The following is a 12,751-nucleotide window of genomic DNA, read 5'->3' on the forward strand; positions in this document are numbered from 1 at the left end:
CTACCGACGCTGCGCTGTGAAGGCCCTAATGGGCCAAAACAAATGAAATCTAATCCCACATTCACGCTACTTTACGAACAGTTGATTCCCAATAGAATAATTTTACCCACCTCTATTACTATTTTATCTAGTTTTAATCGCGCTGAACCACATGCAATCCGCTGTTGTTCAGGAAACAAGTCAGATAACTTTTTGTAAAGGTTTCTGACCCTTCGTCTACATCCTAGATGATACAAGGTTACAGGGTCGCCTGCAAACGCCAATAATAAGTTGGTGTACAAGCCGTCCGCAAGATTAAATGAATATGGAAACAGCATTTACTTTCCCGAAAATAGACGATTTACCTCTTCAATTTCAGTTATCGTTTCGTCCGTTTGTTGCCTTCTTAAAAGCGCAGCAACAACAATGTACGTCGTCCGACGGTCTCTACGAATTATATACGTACCTCATTAACCAGTTTAGTGCCGCCGTTGCGCTTCAGGATGCCCATGAGGGTCAACTTGACCAGACACATCTGAAAGAACTTTTTCAGTTGGCAACTATAGCGGTATTGCCCTTAGACCACGCAAGACAAAAAATTGCCTATTCGTTTGGCCTACCGGTTCCGTTAACGATTTACCACTACTCAAACGCATTTGAGCAGTTGATGGATCAATCACCGGATTTCCTACTCACACTGCCGAATCAAATTCGAGTTCAGGAGCGGCAACGATTTGTTTATCAGATCGTTCTAAACAAATGTTATGGTCTTCAGATCAGTAAAGACAATGGCCCCTCTTTTCGTTTTCAGAATAAGCGGGACGGCCTGGTGAAATATTATCAGCTCGACATCAACCAGTCGTTTATGGAACCCCATTTCGACCGGGAGCTACCGCCCTTACAGCAAGCCTGGGTCGATTTTGTTCAACATGCCACACCACTGCCTGCCGATGTACCCCCTCTACCGTTAGATGAATTCAGATTCGAAGGCTTTTCGTTTTTCATGATGGAAGACGTAACAGAGAGCGAAACGATTCAGCAGTTGCAGGATGTGTTCGCCCACTTACATTCCGACACTGAACCCATTATTTATCAGCGTTTTGAATCGGCGTTACGCAATCTGTGCGGTCAGCCAGACTTACAGATTGGCCTTGTTTCGCTGCCGCAGGTAAATGGTAAGTTTGTGTATCACCCCGATGCCAAAACCCGGAGTGTATTTCTGCGGAACACCGATATGCATCTGGACGGTGTTGAGGACCCTAGGGCACAGCAAATGATCACGCAGTTGTTTAGCAATCCTGTTCCGCACATTTTCTCTAATTTGAACGGACTGCCTGAAGTAAAACGGCAAGTCTTTCATAAACAGGGAATTCGGAGCTTTATGATGTACCCGATTTCGGTAGCCAATGAAGTGCTAGGGCTACTGGAAATGGGAAGTCCGCATGAAAATGGCTTAAATGAAACCGTGCTGGCCCGAGTTGAACAGATTATTCCACTCATTCAGGAATTTCTGCGGTATCAGCTCAATCAGTTCAATAACAACCTGGAAAAACTTATTCGGCAGAAATTTACCTCTTTGCAACCTTCCGTAGAATGGAAGTTTTACGAAGCCGCCTGGCGCCAACTGAGCCGGGGTCAAAATGAATCGGCTGGTACAGAAACCATCCCCGTTCGCTTTCCGCAGGTATATCCACTCTATGGGGCTGTCGATATTCGAAACTCGTCCGTTGAGCGCCACAAGGCCGTTCATCAGGATTTAGCCAATCAGTTAGCGGCTATTGACGAAATCTTTTCCGATGCCAATTTTCCGTCGAGTTGGGACAGACCCGAACAACTGCGGGAAGAGAGCTACCAATGCCAACACAAACTGATAGCGGGACTTTCGCCGGAGGATGAGCCAGAAATGGCGCTGTTTCTGGATCAGGAAGTGAACCCTTATTTTCGGTCACTATCATCCCGTCATCCATCGCTGGAAGTGCTTATCCAACGTTATTTTGCTCAGGTCGACCCGGCAACGGGTTTATTCAATCAGGCGCTAAAACGCTATGAGCGAAGCATGGATTGGCTCAACGTGACGGTGAACGAGTACATTGATGCAGAAGAGAAAAAGTTGCAAACGGTTTTTCCGCATTATTTTGAACGATATCGCACCGACGGAACTGAGTATACCATCTTTGTCGGGCAATCGATTGCGCCTGGGTTTGAATTTACGCAAGCGGTAAATCGGCGGTTGTTCCATTGGCAGTTGACATCCATGCTGGAAATGGCTCACCTAACTCATCGGTTACTGCCTAATTTACCACTACCCTTGCAAACAACTCAGCTTATTTTGGCGCATAGTCAGCCCGTTGACATTAGTTTCCGGCACGATGAGCGTCGGTTCGATGTAGAAGGCTCCTACAGTATTCGGTACGAAGTGCTGAAAAAACGGATCGACAAGGCACTTATCGAAGGCACGCAAGAACGATTGACCCAGCCCGACACCATTGCGTTGGTCTATAGTCATTCTTCTGAAATAGCTGGTTATCTGCCTTTTATTACCCAAATGCAGGAAAGTGGGCAATTGAAATCTAACGTGGAATATCTTGATCTGGAGCCGATGCAGGGCGTTGTTCATCTCAAGGCATTACGCATTCACATAAACTATACTGACTCAACGCAGGCATGAAACTAGTAAGTAAACCAGGTGCTTGGCTTGTGGGGTTGGTGAGTAGTTTTTTCGTCTTTACCGTTGCTATGGGTCAGTCGGTTCCGGCCGATTCGATCCGGCACCGGGTCATTTTGATTGGCGATGCCGGGCGACTACGAAATGGTAAAAATCCGGTTGTCGATGCCGTAAGCGCCCGTTACGATTTTAATAATTCGCGCACGACGTTACTCTACCTTGGCGACAATGTCTATCCGCACGGATTATCGGACGAGAGCAGCCCCGATCATGAATCACTAGCGGCTGTGCTGAAGTATCAGGCCCAGCCTGGCCTTGGAAGTCCAGCGGGGGGCAAAAAATCTCAGGTATTGTTTATTCCGGGCAATCACGATTGGGCGAAAAGCCATGCCGATGGCTGGGAGCGAATACAACGACAGGGTGCGTGGCTGGATAGTTTGAAGGCCCCCAACATTCGGCTTTTACCAGCTAATGGCTGCCCCGGTCCGGAAGAGATTCAGCTGAGCGACAATCTGGTGTTGGTCATTATTGACACCCAATGGTGGTTGCATCAGTTCAGCAAACCCGGCCTTGATTCGGATTGTGCCTGTAAAAGTGAAGACGAAGTGATAGCCCGGCTGACCGACATTACCAACCGAAACAAAGGAAAGGGCATTATTCTGGCGACCCACCATCCGTTTCGTAGTTACGGTATTCACGGCGGATACTACACGATTAAGCAGCATATTTTCCCGCTGACCGAGTTTTCAGAAAAGCTTTACATTCCGCTGCCTGTCATTGGCTCACTCTATCCGCTGGTTCGGGGCGTGTTCGGAAACATTCAGGATTTACCCAACCCAACCTACAAACAGATGGTTCGGGCAATGGAGAAAGCTACATCGGTAGCCCCTAATGTGGTGTACGTGTCGGGCCACGATCATGCCATACAACATATCGTAGATGGTACTCGCAATTACATCGTCAGTGGATCAGGCATCAATCGCGAGCGGGTGAAGAATGGGAAATTGGCTAAGTTTGTAAGTGGTGAATGGGGCTACGTTGTACTCGACGAGTTGACCAATGGCAAAGTAAAAGCCGCCTTTTACACCGTCGATGAAGCGGCTAACGCCACCGACGCACACGATGCTACGTTATTTACAATTCCGCCCGTAACAGATAGACAACAGGGTAATTTACAGCGCCCCAGCTGGCCCGACAGCGTCCGATTGGCCATCGTGCCCGCCTACGATAGCGTGGGACGAACGCAGCGCTGGCTCCTCGGCAACAATTACCGGACCGAATGGGCTACGCCAGTTAATTTGCCGGTGTTCGACCTGACCCGTGGAGGATTTAAAATTTTACAACGGGGTGGCGGTCAGCAGACCAAGTCGTTGCGGCTCGAAGATGCCAATGGTCGGGAGTGGGTGCTTCGGAGTATTCAGAAAGACCCGGCCAATGCGTTGCCAGCGGCCTTACGCGAAACCATTGCTAAAGATGTCTTGCAGGACGAGATCTCGGCGGGTTACCCATTCGCCCCTTTAGTCGTGCCAACGCTGGCGCAGGTAGCAGGTGTGCCCCACGCCAATCCAAAACTCGTGTACGTTCCCGATGATCCGGCGCTGGGCATTTATCAGGCCGATTTCGGGAAAACAGTTTGTCTTTTCGAGGAGCGTAGTCCGGGCGATGGGAAATCGATTAGCACCCCGAAAGTCCTTGAGGCTCTGGAAAAAGATAACGATAATCAGGTTGACCAGAAGGCTTTTTTACGGGCCCGAATGCTCGATTTGTTTATCGGCGACTGGGACCGACATGAAGATCAGTGGCGTTGGGGAAGCCATAAAACGGCAACGGGAAAATCATTCTTCCCCATTCCCCGCGACCGCGATCAGGTATTTTTCAGAACGGATGGTCTATTGCCGGGCATTGCCTCATTGCCTTGGTTACAGCCTAAATTTCAAGGCTTTACAACCAAACTGGCTAATGTAGACGGCTTTATGTTCAATGGTCGTTACGTTGACCGGATGTTCCTAAACGGCCTGGATGTGCAGGATTGGATGAACGGAATTACCACCCTGCGCGACTCATTGACGGATGCCGTTCTACAGCGCGCCATCAGCCAACTGCCCGATACCATTCGGAAAGAATCGGGAAATAAACTGCTGGAAACGCTCAAGATTCGGCGGGGTTGGCTCCTGGAAAAAGGACTGGAATACTATCGGTTCATTTCTAAAGCGGTCGATATTCCCGGCTCCGACAAGACTGACTTATTCCGTATTCAAAATCTGGATGACGATCATGTAGAAGTTTCGGTATTTAAGGTTGCCAAAGACGGTTCGCTGGCTCAACGTTATTATCACCGGGTATTCGACGCCGAAGTCACCAACGAAATTCGGCTGTATGGCCAGAAAGGTGATGATCGATTTGAGGTCACGGGCGCTCAAAGCGGTCCTATCAAAGTCCGGCTCATTGGTGGTAAGGGAGAAGATGTATTCAAGGTTGATGGCCATCCGGGCAAGCCGATTATCTACGATTTAAGCACCGAAGCCAATGTATTACCCGGTCGAAATCTGGCCAGCTTGCGTCTGTCAACCGATAAGGCTGTGAATGAGTATGATCCACACGCCTTCAAATACGACATCGTTGCTCCGTTGGCAACGGCAGGCTATAACTTGGATGATGGCGTTTTGTTGGGCGCAGGGGTTCAGTGGACCAAACAGGGATTCCGAAAATCACCTTACGCGGCCATGAACCGCCTGCTGGTCACCCGTTCACTGGCAACCGACGCCATGTCGATCAAATACGACGGAATTTTCACCCACCTCATCGGCAAGAACGATTTGTGGATCAACGCCCTCTCGAAAGCCCCCGACAATGTCACAAACTTTTTCGGGCCGGGCAATGAAACCGTTTACGACAAAGACAACCGCATTCGCTATTACCGAACCCGCTATAATTTGATTAACATCTCGGCTTTACTCAAACGGAAATTGGGCGAGCGTATGTCTATGTCGATTGGACCCGTTTTTCAACGATTTACGCTCGACTTGGACGATAATCATGGGCGGTTCATTGAAGATTATCTGGCTCAACTTCCCAATCCGAGCCAGTTCAAGCTTCGGGAAAGTTACGGTGGTCTACAGGCAGGGTTGGTGGTCGACAATCGGAATAAACCCATTCAGCCCTCCCGCGGTTTTTACTGGAACACAACGTTGCTGGGCCTTCAGGGATTTAGTCAACGCACCAGTCATTTCACGCAGCTCCGATCCGACATGGCTATCTATACCAGCTTCAGCCAGTCGGCTCGCTTTGTAATGGTCAACCGCATTGGTGGCGGAGTAACGTTCGGCAATCCGGCGTTTTACCAGTTGCTTTATTTAGGTGGTCAGGACAATCTGCGGGGCTATCGTACCTATCGTTTCGCGGGGAATCAGTTATTTTATTATAACTTGGAAGCCCGACTGAAACTGCTCGATTTTCGCTCGTTTCTATTTCCAGGGAGCGTAGGTCTGGTAGCTTTCAACGATCTGGGGCGTGTATGGCTGAAGGGCGAAAACTCTAAAAAATGGCACGACGGCTATGGAGGAGGTTTGTACGTAACACCCGCCAGTTTGCTCGTTGTAGCCGCTACAGTTGGTTTTTCGGACGAAGGAGCGTTGCCTTACATATCACTTGGTTTCCGGTTTTGATTAAAAAAGGTTAGGCCACATAGCTTTTTATAATTCTTTTACGATCCACTACTGCCAAAGCCTAATCCCTCTTAACGACTATGCCTACTAGCCTTTTACCTCAAATTGAAGCCCATGTTATCCATTATTTCGAGAAACACGCGCGTCCCGAGCTAACGTTTCATAATCTGGCGCACACGCAGGCGGTGGTTCAGGCCACGGATCAGATTGCCCGGAATTATCAACTTTCCGAAGCCGATTATCTGGCAGTAATGGCTGCGGCCTGGTTTCACGATACGGGTTATTTAGAGGGTTCGCCAGAAGGGCACGAAGAACGGAGTGCCGATATAGCCGCTAAGTTCCTGGAACATCAGGATCAGCCAAAAAACCTAATCAAGTCGGTGAAGCACTGCATTCGGGCAACCAAAATGCCGCAATCGCCACAAAGCCTGCTCGAAGAAATTATTTGCGATGCCGATCTCTTTCATCTGGGCAGCGATGAGTACAACAGCAAGCAGAAACAACTCCGCAAAGAACTGGAAAAACTGACCGGAACCGACATTTCGGGCAGCAACTGGCGGCAGCAGAATATTGACCTGCTCACAACTCACACGTATTTTACTACGTATGCGCAGACACTCTTAGCCAAAAGTCAGGCCGATAACCTTCGTCGTCTACAGGAAAAACAAGCCGAGAAATCGGGTACGCCAATTCCTGAAGCAACAGCCATTACCCAGCCAATTGAACAACCCACAAACGAGCCAGTCCAGCAGTTTGTAACGCCCGAAACTCCGTTAAACGATAAGAAGAAAAATAAAGACAGCAAGTCCGATAAAGGCATCGAAACCATGTTTCGAACGACCTCTACGAATCATCTGCGCCTGAGCGAAATTGCCGATAGCAAAGCCAACATCATGATTTCGGTGAACTCAATTACGGTGTCGGTACTGGTATCTATCCTACCCCGCCGAATTGAAGAGAATCCGGCCCTGATCATTCCAACGGCCATGTTTCTGACAACCTCGCTGTTGACAATCATTTTTGCCATTTTAGCCACTCGGCCCAACATAACGCAGGGCACATTTAGCCATGAAGATATCCAGCAGAAAAAGGGGAATCTACTCTTCTTCGGCAATTTTCACCGAATGAGTCTGGGCGAATTTGAGTGGGGTATTCAGGAATTGATGCAGGACAGCAACTACCTATACAGCAGCATGACCCGCGATATTTATTACCTGGGACTTGTGCTGGCCAAGAAGTACAAATTGCTGCGAATTGCCTATAGCATTTTCATGTTTGGCTTTGTCACGTCAATCCTGGCCTTTCTGGTCGTTTTTCTGGCGTATAAGAAATAGAGTTTTCACAAAACAGGTCGTTTATCAAACCACGGCTTTTCTTGCTCCATCTGCCCGGCGAGCCGGAATAAGGTGGCTTCGTCGCCGAGTTTAGCAGCGAACATAACCCCAATCGGAAGTCCATCTGGTGACCAATGCAGCGGTACCGACATCGACGGCTGACCCGTCATGTTGGTGATAACGGTAAATGAAATATACCCTAACGAACGTTCGGCCAGATCGTTGACAATTTTAGTGCCATTCAGGTATTTCAGGCCACCCAACGAATCGACTAGCTTAAGCAGACGCTCTTCAGACGCTTTATTTTGAAATGTACCAATAGCAATTGGCGGACGGGGTAAGGTTGGGGTCAGAAACAGATCATAAGTTTCATGAAGCTGACCCATGCTCCGATTCAGCGAATTCCAGCGACGTTTCTGAAAAGCGGCATCGGCCGCCGAGAAACCCTCGGCCAATCGTGCCTGCGCCCAGGTGTTCAATTCCACATCATCCCGTCGGACAGGGCGACCCAGGTATTCGCCCAGCTCGCGAAGAACTGCCGCCGTTTCACTGAGTACATTGACAAAGAAGGCTTCCGTCACAATCGTTTTCTCGTAGGGTAACGGAATTTCCTCAACCGTATGTCCCAGTCGCTCAAGCAATTTAGCCGTTTCCTGAACGACTTTTACACATTCCGGATCGGTGGTTTGCGAGGGCATCAATGATTTCGTCGAGAAGGCAATGCGTAACTTACCCGGCTCTCTACCAACTTCTTTCCCAAACGGGCGTTCGGGTGGAGCAATCGTGTACGGATCGCCCGCCATCGAGCCAGCAATGGTATCCAGGAAACCCGCACTATCCCGAACGCTACGGGTCAGGACATGACCCGCCACGGCACCATTCCACAACTCACCGAACTTAGGCCCCAGTGTAACACGACCCCGAGACGGTTTCAGACCAAACAATCCACAGCACGAAGCTGGAATCCGAATTGAACCTCCGCCATCTGTTGCGGTCGCTGCCGGAACAATGCCAGACGCTACTGCCACTGCTGAGCCTCCGCTTGACCCACCCGGCGAGTGCGTGAGTTTCCAGGGATTGTGCGCGGGCCCGTAGAGCTTCGATTCGGTATAGGGTGTAAGCCCAAATTCAGGCGTATTCGTCTTTCCAAATAAAGTCACGCCTGCGGTTTTCAGGCGTTTGACAATTTCGCTATCGATCGTCGATACATAATTGGCATACCCGCGACATCCTGACTTCAGGGGCGTTCCAGCCCATTCAAGCTCCAGATCTTTCAGCAGAAACGGCACACCCCTAAAAGGCCCTGTGGCGGGCAATTGCTTCACCATTTCGCGCCCTTTATCGTACAAAGGTGTGACGATAGCATTCAGCTTTGGATTGACCGCATCGGCACGGGCAATAGCCGTTTCTAATAATTCGGCAGGCGTAACTTCTCCTTTTTGAACGAGTCCGGCCAGGGCCGTTGCGTCGTGTTTGACGTATTCTTCGAAAGACAAGGTCTGCATGGAAGTAAGGAGTTGTATCGATGGCGCAAGGCTCTAGCCTTGTGTCGGCTATTCCCCGGCCTCTGGCCGGATTATTAAAAAATACGTCTTTCAAACCGGCCAGAGGCCGGGGAATAATCGACACAAGGCTAGAGCCAACGTGGCCCGGCCTTGCGCCATCCTGCACCATTACTGTTTCGCTGTGGCGACACCAATTTTTGAATCTGCGGTGCCGTAATACAAGAACCAAAGGCCCTTAAACGGCACCATGCCTTCCAGAAAAACAACCTGATTCACCTGACCCTGGGTTTCGTAGGGTTGATCGGGTTTAATAAAATGGGCTTCCGATCGGTCGATTAGTTTGGTTGGGTCCTGGGCGTCGAATAACAGTTGCCCGCCTGCATAAGCTCCTTCGGGCAAGTTCACGTCACCATTTTTGGCATCGTTCATTCCATTATAAATCAACAGAATGCCATCTTTTATGAGCATCGCGTAGGGGCCGGGTTCGATTAATCGATAGTCGTGTTTACCCTTTCGCGACTCGGCCGCTACAGTAGGTTTCCCACTCTCGCTTTCGAGCGGTGACCAGTGCAGAAGATCATCGGAAGTAGCGAGTCGAAGCTGGGGCTGGTCGCCCCAATACATCCAGTATTTACCGTTGATTTTCTGTGCGACAAACCGACTACCAACACGCTTACAAACAATAGCCCCCGATTTCGACCAGCTATTGCGATACTTACCATTATCGAAGTCACCAAAAGCCAATCCTTGCTTATTCCAGTCCGTTAGGTTTTTCGACGTGGCGACACAAAGCCGGGCTTTATCGCCATCATACGCCGTGTAGGTCATGACATACACGCCATTCGGGCTTTCTACGATGCGCGGATCTTCGCAACCTCCCTCCCATTCGTAGGTTTTCATGGCGTCGTTATTAGGGTAAAAAACCGGCTTCGGCATACGCTTAAAATGAATGCCATCAGTGCTGATCGCCAGCCCCAGCCGAGATGTGCCACCCACCCGCCGAACGGTATCCTCGGCCCGGTAAACCATGTACACTTTATTGTTACGCACTACCGCTGTTGGGTTGTATACGTCTTTCTCCTCCCAGCGAATGGTTTGGTGCCGAACCGGGCAATCAAACGTTGTGCTGGTTTTTGCCGCTAAAATCGGGTTATCGGCATTTAATTTCTGAAACGGGCCCAGCATCCAGAGCTTTTCAGATTTGGATTGAGCCAGAAGCAGGCTCGGCAAAAAAAGAAATACTACTAATCGTTTTATCATTAATAGGCTTGCTAAAGATTTGTTCGTAAAGGCAGGAACCGGCAACGAGCTACTAGTTTAAAGGCGTAATACTTTACGTTCGTTATTTCGCCACTACTTTTTTACCCAGTTTATGCTCCGAAATCAACTCATGTCCTTCGTGTGGCGGTTCGGTCAATCGTCCGCCAAACCATTGTGCCCGATGCTGACGGCTCATCGGTCCATCCACACGAGCGGCATCCTGTTCCAATAGGCGAATCCCTCCCGGATGATCCATCGTCGGTTCTTCATAAACGATCTGCAATCCAACCCAGGCCAGGTATTCGTTCAGTTTAGTTTCTAGTGGTTGATTTCCAAAGATGCAGAGGTCATAATACCAATCCAGCGACTCACCAGCAACCGTTTCGGTGGCAGCTCGATAGTCCTCCAGCGTATAGCCAACAAATGGTTTACCAAACTGCTGCCACATTATGCGCATCACGTCGTCCAGCGAGCGGGAATGGTTCGTGAGTTTACGAATGTGTAAATCTAAAATGAGCGCAGCAATCGACCCTTTGTGATAAACAGATACTTTACGGTCGGGAACGCCTTTATCGTACCCATCCAACCACAAATCCCAGGACGATTCCGTGAGTGACTGGAACGCCCGACCATTGTTTTCGAAATGACGCTTAAACAAAACCTGCAACTCTTTCAAATAGGCTTCATCGGAAAAAACGCCGGATTGCCGAAGCATTAAATCACCATAATAGGTTGTAACTCCCTCGGCCACAAAACACGTTGAAAAATAATTCTCCTGTGTAAAGTCATACGGAAGTAATTCAATAGGCCGAATACGAATGATGTTCCAGGCGTGAAATAATTCGTGCGACGACACTCCCAGTAAATCCTGATATAGCCCCTCCCCTTCGTCATTTGGTCCTAGTACCAACACGGTTGAGTTCCGATGTTCAACACCATGATAATAGGGTACGGGTAAAATCAAGGTCAGAAAATGATACGCCTTCTCAGGAAATTCGCCGTAAAGGTCAAGTTGTGTCTGCGAGAACCGGCTGAAATCATGGATGATTCGGTCGGCATCAAAGGTTGGATCACCATCCGTCCGGCGGCCTCCCTGAATCCAGACATGAAACGACGTTTCACCCACTTCGTACTGAATGTGCTGAATAACGGGTGCGGCTATAAGTGGGCAATCGACCAATTCATAGAAATCAGACGCCCGAAGCGTTTTGGTATCGAGTTGCTCCAGCCCACAGGCAATTGTCCAGCCATCCGGAATTGCCAATTCCAATGTGCAGGGATCATTAATCCGTCCTTCTGCATAGACACACAGGTTTACCGGGTTAACATAGAGCAACGTTTCGCTGATAAAGCTGCTGCCCGCATTGAGCTGATTCGGGGTAGGAACCAATGCATAATAGTTATAGTGAACAGTCAGTTCCGTTGCCCCATTCATCTGCACACGCCAGCGATCTTTCGTAATCTTTCGAAATGGAAGTGGATTTCCCAATCCATCAACAACTGTAAATCGCTGAATATTTTTGGCAAATTGCTGCAACTCATACCGTCCTGGTCGCCAGGCGGGCAATTGCAGTTCTATAGTTTCACCAACAATGTTGGCCAGGTTGGCTTCAACAGCTATATAATGAGGAATCTGAGGATCAGGCGCTAAGCGATAGTTCATAGGTTGGTAAAAAAGAGCTGTTACTTAAAGTAAGATAGAACGCTGGTTTTTAGGATGGGCAAGAATATTCATGACTCCCGTTTATGTAATTCAATTAAGTAGGTCGACCAAAATACAGTAGATTATTTTTTGTCCTGCTGACGAAGGAAGCATCTTTGGTAGCCGGATAAATAGCCTCACCCGAAGATGCTTCCTTCGTCAGCATGACAAAAACGCCTTTTCAAAATAACCTAAGCTATTTATACTTGAGTACTTATTTTCAATGAATTACAGTTATCGGTAGCTGTAAAACCAGTATGAATCATCCGAATCATAGAAATCAGCATTCTATTTTAAAGTAACGCTCAATATATCAAATCGTTTTTACAAAAATCGACTTGTTAAACTGCACACTTTCCCCTATCTTTGCGGACTCATTTCGAAAACTAAGAGTTTTTAGGCAAGATAGATCATGAAAAGAACGTTCCAACCATCGAACCGGAAGCGTAAAAACAAACACGGCTTCCGTGAGCGGATGGCTACTGCCAATGGCCGCCAGGTTTTGGCTCGCCGTCGGGCAAAAGGCCGCCATAAACTGACCGTCTCGGACGAGAAAAAAGGCGACCGCTTTAAAATTTAATAGTTTGACCCGGGCCGCCGGAGCGGTTTGGTATCCGATATTTGATGTTTTGGGTAATAGA

Annotated in this window: 7 protein-coding genes; 4 read left to right on the forward strand and 3 right to left on the reverse strand. The window is 48.7% G+C overall.

Annotation, left to right across the window (positions count from 1 at the left end):
• The first annotated feature begins 304 nt into the window (after positions 1–304).
• The 3 genes from H3H32_RS21880 (at position 305) to H3H32_RS21890 (ending at position 7,643) form a co-directional block, all read left to right on the forward strand.
• Positions 305–2,647, forward strand: coding sequence for a GAF domain-containing protein (locus tag H3H32_RS21880; protein ID WP_182457747.1), 2,343 nt, complete (start codon positions 305–307; stop codon positions 2,645–2,647).
• Complete coding sequence (locus H3H32_RS21885; protein ID WP_182457748.1) at positions 2,644–6,309, forward strand: BamA/TamA family outer membrane protein; 3,666 nt, start codon at positions 2,644–2,646, stop codon at positions 6,307–6,309. Before H3H32_RS21880 ends, H3H32_RS21885 begins: the two co-directional genes overlap by 4 nt.
• An 80-nt stretch (positions 6,310–6,389) precedes the next feature.
• Positions 6,390–7,643, forward strand: a complete 1,254-nt coding sequence (locus H3H32_RS21890) for a Pycsar system effector family protein (RefSeq protein ID WP_182457749.1) — start codon at positions 6,390–6,392, stop codon at positions 7,641–7,643.
• 5 nt (positions 7,644–7,648) lie between these two features.
• Here the strand turns inward: H3H32_RS21890 and H3H32_RS21895 are convergent, their stop codons facing one another.
• The 3 genes from H3H32_RS21895 to H3H32_RS21905 all read right to left on the reverse strand — a co-directional run bounded on the left by H3H32_RS21895 (position 7,649) and on the right by H3H32_RS21905 (position 12,071).
• Positions 7,649–9,148 carry an amidase gene (locus tag H3H32_RS21895; RefSeq protein WP_182457750.1) on the reverse strand — a complete coding sequence of 500 codons (1,500 nt, stop codon included), beginning with the start codon at positions 9,146–9,148 and terminating at the stop codon, positions 7,649–7,651.
• A 168-nt stretch (positions 9,149–9,316) separates the two neighbouring features.
• Positions 9,317–10,408 carry a glycoside hydrolase family 130 protein gene (locus H3H32_RS21900; protein WP_182457751.1) on the reverse strand — a complete coding sequence of 364 codons (1,092 nt, stop codon included), beginning with the start codon at positions 10,406–10,408 and terminating at the stop codon, positions 9,317–9,319.
• Positions 10,409–10,490: 82 nt separating this feature from the next.
• Positions 10,491–12,071, reverse strand: a complete 1,581-nt coding sequence (locus H3H32_RS21905; protein ID WP_182457752.1) for a M61 family metallopeptidase — start codon at positions 12,069–12,071, stop codon at positions 10,491–10,493.
• A 451-nt stretch (positions 12,072–12,522) separates the two neighbouring features.
• Here H3H32_RS21905 and rpmH point away from each other — a divergent pair, with 451 nt between their 5' ends.
• The gene (gene rpmH, locus H3H32_RS21910) at positions 12,523–12,690 is read left to right on the forward strand and encodes a 50S ribosomal protein L34 (RefSeq protein ID WP_182457753.1); all 168 of its coding nucleotides are present in this window, start codon (positions 12,523–12,525) and stop codon (positions 12,688–12,690) included.
• The last annotated feature ends 61 nt before the right edge of the window (positions 12,691–12,751 follow it).

The organism is Spirosoma foliorum, from assembly GCF_014117325.1.
GTDB lineage: Bacteria > Bacteroidota > Bacteroidia > Cytophagales > Spirosomataceae > Spirosoma > Spirosoma foliorum.